This is a genomic window from Microbacterium aoyamense (genome assembly GCF_023155855.1).
Taxonomy (GTDB): Bacteria; Actinomycetota; Actinomycetes; order Actinomycetales; family Microbacteriaceae; genus Microbacterium; species Microbacterium aoyamense.
The window spans coordinates 820239-836899 of sequence record NZ_JAKNUT010000001.1; the positions used below are offsets into that span (position 1 = coordinate 820239).

General features: G+C 69.3%; 15 protein-coding genes. 8 read left to right on the forward strand and 7 right to left on the reverse strand.

The window, feature by feature from the left end:
- Nucleotides 1-266: 266 nt before the first annotated feature.
- The 7 genes from argG (at nt 267) to MA876_RS04300 (ending at nt 8470) form a co-directional block, all read left to right on the forward strand.
- Complete coding sequence (gene argG / locus MA876_RS04270) at nt 267-1706, forward strand: argininosuccinate synthase (protein WP_248146374.1); 1440 nt, start codon at nt 267-269, stop codon at nt 1704-1706.
- A gap of 40 nt (nt 1707-1746) precedes the next feature.
- Entirely contained in the window at nt 1747-2094 is a 348-nt protein-coding gene (locus tag MA876_RS04275) for an ArsR/SmtB family transcription factor (RefSeq protein WP_248146376.1), read from the forward strand.
- A complete protein-coding gene (locus tag MA876_RS04280; RefSeq protein WP_248146377.1) occupies nt 2087-2569 on the forward strand; it encodes an SRPBCC family protein in 483 nt (160 codons plus the stop codon). Before MA876_RS04275 ends, MA876_RS04280 begins: the two co-directional genes overlap by 8 nt.
- A 39-nt stretch (nt 2570-2608) precedes the next feature.
- A complete protein-coding gene (locus MA876_RS04285) occupies nt 2609-3241 on the forward strand; it encodes a TetR/AcrR family transcriptional regulator (RefSeq protein WP_248146378.1) in 633 nt (210 codons plus the stop codon).
- A complete protein-coding gene (locus MA876_RS04290; RefSeq protein ID WP_248146379.1) occupies nt 3238-3891 on the forward strand; it encodes a hypothetical protein in 654 nt (217 codons plus the stop codon). The genes MA876_RS04285 and MA876_RS04290 overlap by 4 nt, the downstream gene beginning before the upstream one ends.
- Nucleotides 3888-5699, forward strand: a complete 1812-nt coding sequence (locus tag MA876_RS04295) for a YhgE/Pip domain-containing protein (protein ID WP_248146380.1) — start codon at nt 3888-3890, stop codon at nt 5697-5699. The genes MA876_RS04290 and MA876_RS04295 overlap by 4 nt, the downstream gene beginning before the upstream one ends.
- A 146-nt stretch (nt 5700-5845) precedes the next feature.
- On the forward strand, nt 5846-8470 hold the full coding sequence (locus tag MA876_RS04300) for a penicillin acylase family protein (RefSeq protein WP_248146381.1): 2625 nt from the start codon (nt 5846-5848) through the stop codon (nt 8468-8470).
- Between the two features lie 3 nt (nt 8471-8473).
- Here the strand turns inward: MA876_RS04300 and MA876_RS04305 are convergent, their stop codons facing one another.
- From MA876_RS04305 to MA876_RS04335, 7 genes are read right to left on the reverse strand one after another with little or no spacing between them, the layout of a single operon-like run.
- Complete coding sequence (locus tag MA876_RS04305) at nt 8474-8830, reverse strand: hypothetical protein (protein ID WP_248146383.1); 357 nt, start codon at nt 8828-8830, stop codon at nt 8474-8476.
- A gap of 4 nt (nt 8831-8834) precedes the next feature.
- Nucleotides 8835-9197 (reverse strand): monovalent cation/H(+) antiporter subunit G, encoded by a 363-nt coding sequence (gene mnhG / locus MA876_RS04310; RefSeq protein ID WP_248146385.1) that lies wholly within the window; start codon nt 9195-9197, stop codon nt 8835-8837.
- On the reverse strand, nt 9194-9463 hold the full coding sequence (locus MA876_RS04315; RefSeq protein WP_248146387.1) for an MrpF/PhaF family protein: 270 nt from the start codon (nt 9461-9463) through the stop codon (nt 9194-9196). Before MA876_RS04315 ends, mnhG begins: the two co-directional genes overlap by 4 nt.
- Nucleotides 9460-10026, reverse strand: a complete 567-nt coding sequence (locus MA876_RS04320; protein ID WP_248146388.1) for a Na+/H+ antiporter subunit E — start codon at nt 10024-10026, stop codon at nt 9460-9462. The genes MA876_RS04315 and MA876_RS04320 overlap by 4 nt, the downstream gene beginning before the upstream one ends.
- Nucleotides 10023-11576, reverse strand: a complete 1554-nt coding sequence (locus MA876_RS04325; RefSeq protein WP_248146390.1) for a Na+/H+ antiporter subunit D — start codon at nt 11574-11576, stop codon at nt 10023-10025. Before MA876_RS04325 ends, MA876_RS04320 begins: the two co-directional genes overlap by 4 nt.
- Nucleotides 11573-12109, reverse strand: a complete 537-nt coding sequence (locus tag MA876_RS04330; protein WP_248146392.1) for a Na(+)/H(+) antiporter subunit C — start codon at nt 12107-12109, stop codon at nt 11573-11575. The genes MA876_RS04325 and MA876_RS04330 overlap by 4 nt, the downstream gene beginning before the upstream one ends.
- Nucleotides 12106-15036, reverse strand: coding sequence for a Na+/H+ antiporter subunit A (locus tag MA876_RS04335; RefSeq protein WP_248146394.1), 2931 nt, complete (start codon nt 15034-15036; stop codon nt 12106-12108). The genes MA876_RS04330 and MA876_RS04335 overlap by 4 nt, the downstream gene beginning before the upstream one ends.
- 127 nt (nt 15037-15163) lie before the next feature.
- Here MA876_RS04335 and MA876_RS04340 point away from each other — a divergent pair, with 127 nt between their 5' ends.
- Nucleotides 15164-16660: a hypothetical protein gene (locus tag MA876_RS04340; protein ID WP_248146395.1), complete on the forward strand. Its 1497-nt coding sequence runs from the start codon at nt 15164-15166 to the stop codon at nt 16658-16660.
- The last annotated feature ends 1 nt before the right edge of the window (nt 16661 follow it).

Here is a 16661-nt window from a genome sequence, read left to right on the forward strand (position 1 = left end):
CTTGGCAGGTTGCGCGTCAGCGTCGTCGACGGCACGGAGACACCCGCGACGCCCGTCACGATCACCGGCATCACCCTGAGCTGAGTCCTCCGCTCTGGGGAAGGACTCACCGGCGACGCCCGTGCGCCCCGGTCGGAAGATGTCACTGAAGTCGGAGAATCTCGCCCGGAATCATCCGACGCAGGCGACATTCTCCGACCGAGCTACCGGCCTAGCGGCTCCGCGCGGCCAAAGTCCGGCATTCCACGCTCGATAGACTCGAGTGCATGTCGAAGGTCCTCCAGTCCCTGCCCATCGGCGAGCGCGTCGGCATCGCCTTCTCGGGAGGGCTCGACACCTCGGTCGCGGTTGCCTGGATGCGCGACAAGGGCGCCGTCCCCTGCACCTACACGGGCGACTTGGGTCAGCCCGACGAGGACGACATCGAGGCGATCCCCGACCGCGCGCTCGAGTACGGCGCCGAGGTCGCGCGGCTCGTCGACTGCAAGACCGCGCTCGTCGAAGAGGGCTTCGTCGCCCTCGCGTGCGGCGCGTTCCACATCCGCTCCGGGGGCAAGACGTACTTCAACACGACCCCGCTCGGCCGCGCCGTGACCGGCACGCTCCTCGTCCGCGCCATGAAAGAGGATGGCGTCGACATCTGGGGCGACGGATCCACATACAAGGGCAACGACATCGAGCGGTTCTACCGCTATGGTCTGCTCGCGAACCCCGCGCTGCGCATCTACAAGCCGTGGCTCGATGCCGACTTCGTCACGGAGCTCGGCGGCAGGCAGGAGATGAGCGAGTGGCTCGTCGCGCACGGGTTCCCGTATCGCGACTCGGCCGAGAAAGCGTACTCGACCGACGCCAACATCTGGGGCGCGACGCACGAGGCGAAGACGCTCGAGCATCTCGACGTGTCGCTCGAGACGGTCGACCCGATCATGGGCGTCCGCTTCTGGGACCCCGCGGTCGAGATCGCTGCCGAAGATGTGACCGTGACGTTCGAGGGCGGTCGCCCGGTCGCACTCAACGGGGTCACGTACGATCCCGTCGCACTCGTCTTCGAGGCGAACCGCATCGGCGGTCGCCACGGCCTCGGCATGAGCGACCAGATCGAGAACCGCATCATCGAGGCGAAGTCGCGCGGCATCTACGAGGCCCCCGGCATGGCGCTGCTGTTCATCGCCTACGAGCGCTTGGTCAACGGCATCCTGAACGAGGACACGCTCGCGACCTATCACGAGCAGGGTCGCCGCCTCGGTCGGCTCATGTACGAGGGCCGGTGGCTCGAACCGCAGTCGCTCATGCTCCGCGAGTCGATCCAGAAGTGGGTGGGCTCGACCGTCAACGGCACCGTGACGCTGCGCCTGCGTCGCGGCGACGACTGGACGATCCTCGACACGACGTCGCCCAACCTCTCGTACGGCCCCGAGAAGCTCTCGATGGAGCGCGTCGGCGACGCCGCGTTCGGGCCGACCGACCGCATCGGGCAGCTCACGATGCGCAATCTCGACATCGCCGATTCGCGGTCGCGCCTCGAGCAGTACGCCGCGCTCGGTCTCATCGGCGGCGCGACCGGCGCGCTGGTCGGGCGCGTCGAGGCGGGCGAAGCAAGCGAGATCACGGAGCACGCGTCGGATTACGACGCCGAGCGCGAAGAGCTCGCCGGCGCGACGGATGCCGCGAACGAGGCATCCGCGTTCGATCTCGGTACGGACTGAAAATATTTGCATGATGGCGTAATTGCGCTAGCATGCAAATATGACGGATGAGCTGAGCGCGGTCTTCTCAGCCCTCGCCGACCCCACGCGCCGTGCGATCCTCGCCCGGCTCACCGAGGGTCCGGCGACGGTCGGCGATCTCGCCGAGCCTTTCGCCCTGAGCCTGCCGACCGTGTCGCGGCACATCGCCGCGCTCGAGAAGGCCGGTCTCGTCCGCAAATCCCGGCGCGGTCAGGAGCGCGTCGTCGAACTCGAGAGTGCGCGCCTGCGCGACGCCGAAGAGTGGATCGCCGAGTACCGGCGCTTCTTCGAGAGCCGCTTCGACGCCCTCGCCCAGCAGCTCGGCCGCAGCCGTCCGGGCGATCCGAAGGAGAACACCGATGTCTGAGAACGACCGGCGGCAGATCGTCGTCACCCGCACCTTCCCCGTCCCTCGCGCCGAGGTCTTCCGCGCCTGGACGGTGCCGTCCGAGCTGGAATGGTTCCTGAATCCCGAGCAGCCCCGACCCGATCAGCAGATCGAGGTCGACCTGCGGGTGGGCGGGGCGTGGACGCTTCCGATGGTGATCGACGCGGAGACGAGTTACACGACCGGCGGCATATACCTCGAAATCGTCCCCGACGAGCGGCTGGTCTTCGCGTGGGGCGCCGAGGAGGGCTGGCCGAAGCTCGATCGCTCCGATCTGCGCGCCGGTCCGGTCGCGACGATCGTCTTCGAAGATGTGGATGCCACATCCAGCCGCGCGACGATGACGCTCGCCCTGCCCGACGCCATGCCCGATGACGAAGTGGAGCAATGGCTCGCCAAGGGCATCGGCAACGGGTGGCGGATGACTGTGGAAAGGCTGACACTTCCGGCCTAAATTGCACAGCGATGTGCATGTTAGGCGTACGCTCGTCGTGTGAGCACCTCCACCGACACCACCGCGCGCCGCCCACGAAGCGATGCGCAAGCGAACCGCCGCGGGATCCTGGATGCCGCAGCCGCCGCGCTGGCGAGCGACCCGCACGCATCCATCGACACCATCGCCCGTCGAGCCCATCTCACGCGGCGTACGCTCTACGGGCACTTCGCCGACCGCGAGTCGCTCGTCCGTGAGCTCGTCGACCTCGGCGCCGGCCGCTTCAACGAGATCGCGGGGTCGGTGCACGACGACGACGCCCGCGTCGCGCTCGCGACGCTCGCCTCGCGTCTGTGGGACGAAGCATCGCGGGTCCAGGTGGCCGCCGCGATCGCGCTCGACGAGACGCACGTGCACGACACCGCCGACGCCCTCGCACCGCTGCGCACCACCGTGCTGCGGCTCGTCCGGCGTGGCCAGGCGGACGGAACGCTGCGCGACGACATCCCGGCCGGCACGCTCGCACGCCTCATCGAGGAGTCTGCGCGCATGGCGATCACGCGCCTCGACGTCGCGTCCCCCGAAGCCCGCGGTCTCGCCGTACGCACCGTGCTGAGCATCTCGGGTCTGTCGTGGCGCGAGTGCGTCGAACTGCTCGAGACGCATCCCACGATCCTCGACGGCGCGGAATGAGGGTCGAGCTCCGGGCGGCGGCGAAAGGGCGGGCGCTCTCCGCGACGGACGCCGCCTACGAATCCGGCCGCGCCGTCCTCGTGTGCGAAGAGACCGAGCAGCGCCCGACGGTGCTCGGCCTGCTCGCATCCGGCCGCCTCCGTCCGAGCGCGGGCGAGGTCGCGATCGACGGACGTGTGGATGCCGCATCCCTTCGCCGCCGCGTCGCGCTCGTCGACGCGCCCGATGTGTCCGACCCCGACCCGAACGTCCTCGTCGCGGGTGTCGTCGCGGAAGAGCTCATGTTCGCGGGCCGGCGCTCCGACCCGATCGCAGCGCGCCGCTGGCTCGCGGGCCGGGGATTCGACGAGCTCGCATCGGTGCCCATCAGCTCCGTCGACCCCGCTGCGCGACTGCGCATCCTGTGCGAGCTCGCGGCGCTCCGCGAGGGCGTCGAGGGCATCGTGCTCGTCTCGCCCGATCGACACGGCGGCGAACCCGCCGTGTGGTGGGGCCTCGCCGAGGAACTCGCCGAGCGTGGTCTCGCTGTGCTCGTGATCGCCGGGCGGGCATCGCAGACGGCCCTCGCCGCTACGACGCGCGGACGTGTCGGACGCCCCCTGAAGCCGTCGCGGGCCGGTCGCCTCCGCCGTACGGGGGTCGCGCGGTGAAGATTCCGCAGATGGTCCTCGCCGAACTGCGGCGCCTGTTCTCGTCACGCATGTCGATCATCGCCCTCGTGGCGCTGCTCGCCGTGCCGATCCTCTACGGCGGCCTGTATCTGTGGGCCAACCAGGACCCGTATGGGCGTCTCGCGCAGGTGCCCGTCGCGCTCGTCGTCGAAGACACCGGCGCGACGATCGACGGCGTACCGCGCAACCTCGGCGACGAAGTCGCCGGCGATCTGCTCGACGGCGGCACCTTCGACTGGCACCGGGTGAGCGCCGCTGCGGCCGACGCGGGGCTCACGGACGGCACATACGACTTCTCGATCGAGCTGCCGGCCGACTTCACGGCATCCATCTCCTCCATCACGTCCGGCGACCCCCGCCAGGCGACCCTGCAGCTGCGGACGAACGACGCCAACAACTACCTCGCCACGACGATCGGCACACAGGCCGTCGAGAAGATCCGCGCCACGGTTGCCGAAAAGGTCGTGAGCGAAGCGGGGCTGACCCTGCTCGACGCGCTCGCGACGATCCGCGTGCAGTTGTTGGATGCCGCATCCGGCGCGGCACGTCTCGTCGACGGTCTCGCCTCCGCCGGCACCGGTGCGAGCGCCCTGACCGACGGGGCGACGCAACTCGCCACCGGCACCGCCGAGCTGCGCGACGGCTCGGCCCGACTCGCGGACGGAGCGCAGCAGGTGGCCGCCGGAACGCGGCAGCTCGCCGAGGTCGCAGGGCGCGTCGGCGACGCCGCGGCCGAGATCACGGCATCCCTCCCCCAGGTCCGCTCGGACGTCGCCGACATCCTCGCCGCGCGCGGTCTGACCCCGGCCGAGATCGATGAGGTCCTCGCGGCGCTCGATCCTCTGGGCGCGAAGGTCGACGCGGTCGACCAGCGCGTGCAGTCCGCGGTCGGAGAGATCGACCGTTTGGATGCCGGAGCTCAACAGGTCGCGAGCGGCAGCGCGCAGCTGGCTCAGGGCGCGGCGGCCGCCGCCGACGGCGCCGCCCGCCTGCACGCCGGCGGTGCCGCGCTCGGCACGGGTCTCGCCCAGCTCTCCGATGGAGCGACCCAGCTTCGGGACGGCCTGCAGTCGGGCGCCGGACAGCTTCCCGATGCGGATGCCGCGACCCGCCAGAAGCAGGCGGCGACGATCGCCGATCCTGTCGACATCGATACCGCGACCGACGCCCAGGCGCAGAACTACGGGGCAGGGCTCGCGCCCTTCTTCGCGGCGCTCGCCGCGTGGATCGGGATCTACGCGCTCTTCCTCATCGTCAAGCCGATCTCGCGTCGCGCGGTGACGGCGCTGCACTCCCCGATCCGCGTGACGCTCGCCGGATGGGCGACTCCGGCGCTCCTCGGCGGAGTGCAGATGGTCGGGCTCTTCGCGGTGCTCTCACTCGCGCTCGGGTTCCAGTTCGCGAATCCGCTCGCGACCCTCGGCATCCTGCTGCTCGCCTCGGCGACGTATGCCGCGATCATCCTCGCCCTGAACGTCTGGTTCGGCTCCGTCGGCCAGTTCCTCGGCCTCGTCCTCATGGTGCTGCAGCTCGTGACGGCCGGCGGCACGTTCCCCTGGCAGACCCTGCCCGCGCCGCTGGCCGCCCTGCATCACGTGCTGCCGATGAGCTCCGTCGTCGACGCCATGCGGCAGGTGATGTACGGCGGCGATCTCAGCCGCGTGTGGCTCGACCTGGGGGTTCTGCTCGTGTGGCTGGGCGCCGCCGTCGCCGTCGCGGCGATCGGCGTCACCCGCATGACCCATTTCCGCACGCTGCGCGATCTGCAGCCCAGTCTGATCGGCTGACCTCTCGACGGACCGAACATTATTCGGGATCGAGCGGCCAGCCGGGTTACGATGCCAGACGGTGCCGCTCGACCCGAACGGGAGGCACTGAGTTCCGTCGTGCACGGCACGGCGTATCTGGGGACCGCTCTGGAAGAGATGCATCGATGACGACGTCCACGCCCGAACAGACCGAGGCCGAGACCGACCCCGCGCCGCGCAAGCGTTCCGTCGGCCGCACGATCGGCATCTGGGCGTTCGGCGTCGTCGCCGGCATCACCGTCATCGCGCTCGTCGCGGCGGGGTTCCTCGTCTTCACGATCCAGCGCTCGTTCCCGCAGCTCGACGGCACGGTCGCGGTGGAAGGCCTGGGCGACGACGTCACCGTGCAGCGCGATGCCCTCGGCATCCCGACGATCACCGCCGACGACACCCACGACCTGTTCTTCGCGCAGGGGTACGTGCACGCGCAGGACCGTTTCTGGGAGATGGACTTCCGTCGGCACGTCACGAGCGGCCGCCTCTCGGAGCTGTTCGGCGAGTCGCAGTTGGCGACCGACCGATTCCTGCGGACGCTCGGCTGGCGCGAGGTCGCCGAGCAGGAGGTCGCGGCGCTGAGCCCCGAGAGCCGCGCGTACTACGACGCGTACGCCGAGGGCGTCAACGCCTACCTCGCCGACCACAACGGGGCGGATGCCTCGTTCGAGTACGCGGTCCTGGGTCTGCAGAACAGCGACTACGAGATCGAGCCGTGGACCCCGGCGGACTCCGTCGCGTGGCTCAAGGCCATGGCGTGGGACCTCCGCTCCAACCTCGAGGAGGAGGCGCAGCGCGCGATCCTCGCCCAGACGTACGACGCCGAAGCCCTCGACGCGCTGTACCCCGACTACCCGTTCGACACGAACCCCGTGATCGTCCCCGAGATCTCGACCGTGCCCGCCGTGGGAACCGCCGGCGAAGAAGAGGCGTCCGGAGAGGGCGAGCTCTCGGTCGCGACGGCATCGATCGAGTGGTCCGAGGTCGACGGCGTCGTCGAGGCTGTCAGCGCCCTCGTCGGCGGCGCGGGAGAGGGCATCGGCTCGAACTCCTGGGTCGTGTCGGGCAGCCTGACCGACACCGGCATGCCGCTCCTCGCGAACGACCCGCACCTCGGCGCCGCACTGCCGAGCGTCTGGCACCAGATCGGTCTGAAGTGCCGCACGGTCAGCGAGGCGTGCGCCTTCGACGTCTCGGGCTTCGGCTTCTCGGGCGTGCCCGGCGTCATCATCGGCCACAACGCGCAGATCGCGTGGGGCTTCACGAACCTCACGACCGACGTCACCGACCTGTACATCGAGAAGGTGGACGGCGACGAGTACTGGCGCGATGACGAGCTGGTCCCCCTCGACGAGCGCACCGAGACGATCAAGGTCGCCGGCGGCGAAGACGAGGAGCTCGTCATCCGCTCCACGATCAACGGTCCGATCGTCTCGGGACTCACCGAGGACTACGACGCGATCGCCGCCGATCCGTACATCGGCGGCGACGACGGCGCGCAGGAGCCCGAAGACGCCCCCGACGGCGAGTACGCCGTGAGCCTCAAGTGGACGGCGCTGACCCCGGGCTCGACCGCCGAGGCGGTCTTCGCGCTCAACGTCGCGCAGGACTTCGACGGCTTCCGGCACGCGGCATCGCTCTTCGACGTCCCCGCGCAGAACCTCATCTACGCCGACGTCGACGGCAACATCGGCTACCAGACGCCGGGAAGGCTCCCGATCCGCGGAGCGGGTGACGGTTGGATGCCGCAGCCCGGTTGGGACTCGGCCTACGACTGGACCGGGTTCATCCCGTTCGAGGAGCTCCCCGTCGTCTACAACCCCGCCGAGGGCTACATCGTCACCGCCAACAACGCGGTGGTGGACGCCGACTACCCCTATTTCCTCACGCGGGACTGGGACTACGGCTGGCGCGCGGCGCGCATCGAGGACCTCATCCAGCGCAAGGCCGCCGAGGGCCCCATCACGGCGGACGTCATGCGCGACATCCAGGCCGACAACGAGTTCCACATGGGCAAGCGCCTGACAGCGGCGTTCATGGATGTCTCGACGGGCCGCCAGGGACCCGACGCCGCCCTGGACCTGCTGCGCACGTGGAACGCGCAGAACGACGCGGATTCGGATGCGGCGGCCTACGCGAACGTGCTGTGGGACGAGCTCGTGCAGAACCTGTTCGTCCGTGGCCGCGAGAATCCTGCGCCGACGACCGACCAGGCGCGCCTGTTCCTCGTCGTGGACGCGATCCTCGCCGACCCGGGCTCGGACTGGTGGCAGAACGAAGAGCTCGACATCCCCGGCCGCGAAGCCATGCTCGCGCGCAGTGCGGAAGGTGCCTACGACCGACTCGCGTCGCTGCAGGGCGACAACCTCTCGAAGTGGAACTGGGGCTCGCTCCACGCTCTGCCGCTGCGCAGCGACACCTTCGGCTCCTCCGGCATCGCGCCGATCGAGATGCTCTTCAACCGCGGTCCGTACGCGGTCGGTGGCGGATCATCCATCGTCAACGCGACGGGGTGGGACATCGGCGGCGACTTCGCGACCGTGACCGTGCCGTCGATGCGCATGGTGGTCGACCTGTCGGATTTCGACGCGTCGCGCTGGAACCACCTGACCGGCACGAGCGGTCACACGTTCCACCCGAACTACGTCGACCAGACCGAGAACTGGCAGAAGGCGATCCTCACGCCGTGGGCGTTCTCAGCGGATGCCGTGGCCGCCGCGACCACGAACACTCTCACGCTCACGCCGGCGGGCTGAGCCTCAGCGGGCCGGTGCGAACACCGCGGCGGCCGCCGCGATCTCGAGCTCGGTCGTCACCCGAACCCGGTAGTCGCACGCTCGCACGTGGGCGAGGAAGTCGGCGTCCGGCGCGACGCCGTACTTCTTCACGTAGTAGGTGACCGGCCCGGTCCAGACGAACTCACCGTCGGTGCGGATCGTGAGCGGCACGACTTTCGCATCGCCGTCCAGTACGTCGGTCCCGAGCGTGTTGGTGTGCATCACCACCGCGCCCGCCTCGAGGTATGCCCCGATCCGGCACGCCTCCTCGTCGGTCAGCCGCTCCTCGGCGATGAGCGGCGGTTCGCTCCCCGCGCGGAAGACCGAAACCTGTTTCATCGCCCTACCCGCCCGCCGCGGGGGGCGTGCGGCGCGACTCGGCGAGCTCGTCGACGAACAGCGAGTTCTCGTCGATCGTGCCGTTGCGGTATGCCTGACGCCCGACCATGTGTGCCGAGAGCGGCGCCGTCGCGAGTTGGATCAGGACGACGGGGACGAGGAAGGCGACGACGGGCCACGAGCGCAGCGACAGCGCGATCGCGAGACAGATGAGGATCAGCCCGAGCACCTGCGGCTTGGTCGCCGCGTGGAGGCGGGTCGGGACGTCGCGGAAGCGCAGCAGGCCGATCGCCGCGGTGAGGCACAGCAGCGCGCCGATGAGGATGAGGATCAGCGCGGCGAGGTCCAGCAGAGCATCCGTCGTCATGACTGCTGCCCATCCCTTCTCGCGACGAAGCGCGCGATGGAGATCGAGCCGAACACCCCGACCGCGGCGATGATGAGCAGCACCGGCAGGGTACGCGTGTGGTGGTTGATGGCCATCTCGGCACCGAGCACGCACATGATCAGGGTCAGCAGGACATCCGAGGCCACAGCACGGTCGAGGATCGACGGTCCGACGATGATGCGCCACAGCGTGAGCAGCGCGGCGATGCCGAAGACGGCGTAGATCACGATCAAGAGCGCACTCACGCAGCGACCTCCCGTTCTTCGCGCAGCTGTCGGACCTGGGCCCGCGAGCCCACCGCCATGACGATGCGCCGCTCCCACCGCAGGACGCTCTCGCGCTGCTTCACGACGTCCCGCTCGCTGCGCACGCCGATGACGTGCAGGTAGATGATGCGGCGATCGCGGTCGATGTCGACGACGAGGGATCCGGGGATGAGGGATGCCGTGACCGCGGTGTGGGTCATGATCAGGTCGTCGTCGACGATGAGCGGCACGGCGATGATCGCCGTGCCCGGCTGTCGCCGGAGGTCCAGGACCTGCCAGGCGACGGTGAGAGACCCCATCACGAGGGCGCCGAGGAACTCCAGGACGAACAGCGCCCCGTAGGCGATGTTCACGCGCCCCGAGAGCTCGACCGGCGGCAGCCGGAATACGCGGGTGACCACGATGGCCGCCACGACTCCGGTCAGGAACGCGAGCCACGTGAACTGGCCCCACAGCAGCATCCAGATCGCGATGAGCCAGACGAAGAACGGAAGCTGGCGCCAGAGCTGCGCGAGGAAGGCGGGCTTGGTGTCGGGACTCACTGGCCGGCCTCCTCTTCGAGTTGCGAGATGCTGACCGGCTCGAGGAGGGATGCCCCGATCCGGGCGCACACGTCGTACAGAGGCCCTGCGAACACCGTGAGCGCGACGGTGACGGCGACCATGCCCGCGGTCGCCGCCGTCATGATCTTCGGGATCACGCGGCGCTCGGTCTGCACACCGCCGGGCGCGGCGCCGAGGTACGAGATGCGCGCCTCGGTCTCGGCCGAGTCGTCCTCCTCGCGCCAGAACGAGAGGTTCCAGGCACGCATGAGCGCGTAGAGCGTCAGCAGGCTCGTGATGACTCCCGCGACGATGAGGACCATCATGAGCGGTGTGCCGACTTCGGCCGCGGCATCGAAAAGGGCGAACTTGCCGATGAATCCCGAGAAGGGGGGCAGGCCGCCCAGGTTGACGGCCGGGATGAAGTACAGCACCGCGATGATGGGGGCTGCGCGCATGAGGCCCTTGACGCGCAGGATCGAGGTGCTGCCGGCGCGCCGCTCGATCAGGCCTACGGCGAGGAACAGGGTCGTCTGCACCACGATGTGGTGGACCATGTAATAGATCGTCGCGCCGATCGCGGCGGGCGTCGCTATCGCGAGGCCGAAGATCATGTAGCCGACGTGGCTCACGAGCGTGAACGACAGGATGCGTTTGAGCTCGGCCTGCGCGACGGCACCGAGCACGCCGACGATCATCGTGGCGAGCGCGACGATGAGCAGCAGGACGTTGACGTCGTTGTCGCGGAAGAGCTCGGTCTCGGTGCGGATGATGGCGTACACGCCGACCTTCGTCAGCAGTCCGGCGAAGACGGCCGTGACCGGCGCGGGCGCCGTGGGATAGGAGTCGGGAAGCCAGAACGACAGGGGGAAGACAGCGGCCTTGATGGCGAACGCGAGCAGCAGCATGAGGTGCAGCGCGAGCTGCGTCTCCTGCGGGATCTCGGTCATCCGCTCCGAGATCTGCACCATGTTGACGGTGCCGAGGGCACCGTAGATCATCGCGATCGCGGCGAGGAACAGGATCGACGACACGAGCGACACGACGATGTAGACGACGCCTGTGCGGATGCGGGACTCGGTCGAGCCGAGCGTGATGAGCACGTACGAGGCCACGAGCAGGATCTCGAACCCGACGTACAGGTTGAACAGATCGCCCGCGATGAACGCGTTGAAGATGCCCGCCGCCAGGATGAGGTACGACGGGTGGAAGATCGAGATCGGCGTGTCGTCGTCGCCGTCCGCGGCACCCTGACCCACCGAGAAGAGCAGGACCGCGAGCAGCACGATGCTCGAGACCACGACCAGCAGCGCCGCGAGCCGGTCGACATAGAGCACGATGCCGAAGGGAATCGGCCAGCCGCCGACCGAGACGGCGATGGGCACGCCGGTCTGGTCGACGGCGAAGAGCAGGACGGCCGCGATGACGCAGACCACGCTGAGCGTCACGATCGACACGACGACCTGCGTCCGGCGATGGCGTCCGGCGATGAGGGCGATCGCCGCGCCGAGCAGCGGCAGCGTCACGAGAAGGGGGACGAGGGCGCTCACGCGTCGTCGCCTCCCTCGCGTCGGGGCCGGTCGACGGGGGCGTCGTCGCGGAGGGATGCGACATCCCGGCTTCCGAGGACCGTGATCGGCGCGGTGTCGGTGCCGACGAAGTCGGTCGTCACGCCGTCGTCCTCGTCTTCGATCTCGGTCTCGTCATCCATCGCCTCTTCGGCCTCGACGTTGCGGGCGCGCAGGGCGACGTCGGCCTCGTCGTCTTCGACGATGTCGGCCTGGCCGAGCTGCCACGACCGGTAGATGAGGGCGAGGAGGAACGCCGAGACGGCGAAGGTGATGACGATGGCGGTCAGGGTCAGCGCCTGCGGCAGCGGGTCGGACATCTCGTCGGTCGCGGCCGCGCCGAAGAACGGCGCCGCACCGGGCCGGCCCATGACGATCAGCAGAAGGAGGTTGGCCGCATTGCCGAGCAGCAGGAATCCGATGAGCACACGCGTGAGGCTGCGCTCGAGCATCGCGTAGACGCCGCAGGCGAACAGCACGGCCATGATGATGATGAGCACGAGCGACACGGTCACGGCACCATCACCCCCCGCGAGCGCAGTTCCTGCGCCTGTCGGTCGACCTCGGCGCCGAGGCTTCGCAGCACGTCGAGCACGAGACCGATGACGACGAGGTAGACGCCGATGTCGAACAGGGTGGAGGTGACGAACTCGACCTCACCCAGCACCGGAAGGTCCCACTCCCAGTAGGTGCTCGTGAGCGGAGCCTCGCCGAAGAACAGCGGCACGATGGCGCACGCGACGGCGATCGTCATCCCGGCGCCGAGGAGTCGCCCGGCATCTGTCGGAGCGGCCGCTCCGAGCTCGTAGCGACCGCCGGCGACGTAGCGCATCACAAGCGCCATGCCCGCGACGAGTCCGCCCGCGAAACCTCCGCCGGGCAGATTGTGACCGGCGAACAGCAGGTAGAGCGACACGATGATGATCGTGTGGAAGAGGATCCGCACGATCACCTCGAGCATGAGGGAGCGGTTCTCCGGCCGCACGCGCTGACCGCCGACGAGCCAGGCCTGCCGATTGCCGGTCGTTCCCGCGGTGCGCGGTCGCACGCCCTCCGAGGTCTCGACGAGCGGGCGACGGGTGCGTGTCGCGCCCGTCGGAAGCGCGCTGGCTTTCGAGAGCGTGTCGGAACGGTGAGTGACGAAGACGAGGGATGCCACGCCCGTCGCCGCGAGGATGAGGACCGACAGCTCGCCCATGGTGTCCCAGCCGCGGAGGTCCACGAGCGCCACGTTGACGACGTTCTTGCCGTGGCCGAGCTCGTAGGCGAGTTCGGGGAAGCGCTCCGAGATCGGCTTCTCGACACGTGCGCCGGTCGCGACGAGGGCGACGCACGCCATCGTCAGACCTACTCCGGCGGCGAGGATCGCGCGAGCGACGGGGGCGACCGAGGCGTTGTGCTCGCCCATGCGGGCGGGGATGCGACGCAGCACGAGCGCGAAGGTCACGAGCGTCACGGTCTCGACGAGGATCTGCGTCAATGCGAGGTCGGGCGCGCCGCTCGTCGCGAAGAGGAGCACCATGCCGAGACCCGTCACCGAGACCAGCACGACACCCGTGTACCGCTTCTGCGCGCGGACGGCGATGAGCCCGGCGATGATCATGATCGGCGCGACGACGAGCTGCATCGGCGTCTGCCAGCCATCGATCTGCACCTCCCACATCCCCATCCCCGCGACGAGGGCCGTGCCCTCGGCGGCGAGGAGGACGACGAAGATCGTGCCGACGTAGACGGGCAGCGATCCGCGCTGGGTGGCGGTCGTGGTGATCACCGACAGGCGGGCGATGCCGCGCAGGCTCGCGTTGTACACCTCGGCCGCGCTGAACGGCGTCATGCGCTTGGGCATCTTCGCGCGCGTGATCCAGAAGAGCCCCGCGCCGATCGCGATCGAGGCGAGAGAGATCCACAGGGCCGGTTCGAGACCGTGCCACAGAGCGAGGTGCGCGGGATGCTCGGGGGCGGGCACTCCCGGGCTCGCGGCCGGTGCGAGGTCGGCGTAGCCCGCGAACGCCGTATCGATCCACGGTGCGGCCAACCCCGCGACGACGGTGAGACCCGCGAGGATGACGGGTGCCGCGAGGAACCCGATCGGCGGATCGGGCCACTCCGTCTTCGGCAGTGCCGCGCCGGATGCGTCCTTCTTCGTCCAGAACGCGCCCCACAGGAACCGGATGCCGTAGGCAGCGGTCAGCACGGAGCCCAGCGCCACGCCGACGACGGCGACGATGCCCCACGGCGCCCCGCCCTCTGCTTCGTGGAGGAGCGCGGTGATCGCCCCCTCTTTCGCGACGAACCCGATCGTCGGGATGATCCCCACCATCGATGCGACCGCGATCGCCGAGAACACCGCGATCGTCGGTGCTTGGCGGCCGACCCCGCTCAACTCGCCGATATCGCGCGTCGACAGCTGCCGATCGATGATGCCGACGACGAGGAACAGCGCCGACTTGAAGAGGGCGTGGCTCACGAGCAGCGCGAGCCCCGCGAGCGCGGCGTCGCGCGTGCCGTACCCGAGCACGACGGTGAGCAGGCCGAGCTGGCTCACCGTGCCGAAGGCGAGGATGCGCTTGAGATCGGTCTCGCGGAGGGATTGGATGCCGCCGAGCAGCATCGTGAAGACGCCGAGTCCGATGACGATCGGCCGCCACGTGGGGGCGATCGCGAAGATCGGCGCGAGCCGGGCGATGAGGTAGATGCCCGCCTTCACCATGGCGGCGGCGTGCAGGTACGCGCTCACGGGCGTCGGTGCGGCCATGGCACCGGGCAACCAGAAGTGGAAGGGGAAGATGGCCGACTTGCTGAGCGCGCCGACGAGGATCAGGACGAGCGCGGCATCCACCACCGCTCCCGTGGGCGCCTCGGCGAGGATCGTCGAGATGCTCGAGGTGCCGGCATCCACCACCAGCAGCACGACGCCGATCAGCATGACGAGCCCGCCGAGCGTCGTGACCAGCAGAGCCTGCAGCGCCGCGCGACGGCTTGCGGCACGGCGGTGGTAGTAGCCGATCAGCAGATAGGACAGGACGCTCGTGATCTCCCAGAACATCACGAGTACGACGAGATCGTCCGTGAGCACGAGACCGTACATCGCTCCTGCGAACGCGAGCAGCACGGCCGAGAACTGCCCGAGACCCTCGCTCTTGCCGTCGAAGTACCAGCGGCAATAGATCATGACGAGAGCGCCGACGCCCGTGACGATGAGCGTCATGACCCACGACAGAGTGTCCATGCGCATGGAGAGCTGGATGCCGAGGGCGGGGATCCAGTCGTATGTCTCGAACGGAATGTCCCCTGCGAGCACGGCCGGTGTCTGCGCGACGGCGAGCGCGAAGGCGACGATCGGCAGCACCGCGGCGACATAGAACGCACGTGCACCGATGCGGTGCGTCAGCCACGGGAGCAGCAGTGGGACGATTGCGAACGCGCCGAGGAGAGCCAACATGAGCGGCCTCCTCTTGGTCGTCGGCCGGGGTGTCATCCGCACGGCTCGGGCGATCAGGGTGTCCGGTCCAGTCTAACGGCGCGTCGGGGTCCCCCTCCCCGCGGACGGAACATGCGAGAGTGATGCGGTGCAGGCTCGACCGCTCGGGATGCCGCGCTGGGTGCGCGAGATCGTCGGTGTCGGCGTCGCGACCGCCCTCGCGATCATCGTCGTGGCGTCGGTGGCGGGTTCGGACCGTTCGGAACTGCTCCTGCGCGACGGCGATTCGCTCCTGACGACGCTGTTCGCGCGATCCCTCGAGGTCGGGCAGCCGCAGGACTGGGCGATGTCGACCGTGCTGTTCCTCCCCGAGCTCGCGGTGTTCTGCCTGCTGTGGGCTCTCGGTCTCGGCGTGAACGCGACTCTCGTCGTGAGCGGAGTCGTCAACCTCGTCGCGCTCTACGCCGCCTTCCGCGTCGCCGCTGGATCCCACGCACGCGCACGCGCGCCGATCGCCGGAGCGGTGCTCGGATCCGCCGCCTTCGCGCTCCTCGCCGTGCTCGACACGTCCGCGAGTCGCGACGCGCTCGAGCTCGCGTCGCTCCAGGCGACGACGACCTACTACGCCGCCACGGTCGTGGGCAGCGTCCTGGCCGTCGGCCTCGCGCGCCGCGCCTTCGAGTCGTCGGGCTGGGGCGCGGTCATCGGCGTCGCCGTCGTGAGCGCGGCATCCGTCCTGTCGAACCCGCTGTTCGCAGCGTGGACGACGGTGCCGCTGATCGCGATCGTGCTCCTGATCTCGCGCGACCGACGCTCCCGAATCGTCGTCGCGGCCCTCGTCGTCGGTGCGGGGCTCGGGATGCTGGCTCGTCTGCCCTTCGCAGGCGTCATCGCGAACACGGGTGCCGGCTACGCCGATCCGGCGCATTGGCTCGAATCGCTCGGCTACTACGTCGTCCTCGTCGACGAGCGCGCGAGGACGCTCACCGGAGTGGGAGCACTCGTGCTGTCGGCGCTCCTGTTCATCGCGGGCGTCGCCCTGACCGGAAAGCTGCGCGAACGCGGCCCGCGGATCGTCGCGCTGTATTCATGGACGGCCCCGCTTCTCGTCCTCGTCGACGCGATCGCGCTCGGAACCCACGCCGCGCGGTACCTGCAGCCGCTCGCCTTCGCCGCGGCGCTGACTCTCGTCGTCGCGCCCGACGCCGTGAAGATCGCGTATGGTCGCCTGGCCGCCGCCGTCGCGGCGGGTGTCGTGCTGGTCGCCGCGATCGCAAGCCTCCCGCGGATCACCCATGCCGTCTCGACACCCGACGCCGACCTCGACTGCGTCACGGAATGGGTCGATGCGTCGCATCGCACGGGCGCCGGGCAGTTCTGGACGATCCGCCTGCCGAAGGCGCACGTCGCCGATCCGCGCGCGCTCGTCCAGGTGGATCATCGGCTGAACGGCTACGCATGGCTCGTCGACCGCGACGACTTCACCGTGGGCGAGGTGACCTATCTCGTCGTGGACGCACAGTCGTCCGCCTTCGAGCTGCCGGGCGACGTGTCGATGGATGACGCGCGCGTCGTCTCGTGCGGGCGTTACTCGATCCTCGACTTCGGCGACACCGCCCTGCCGCTCGGTCCGCAGAGATCGTGAA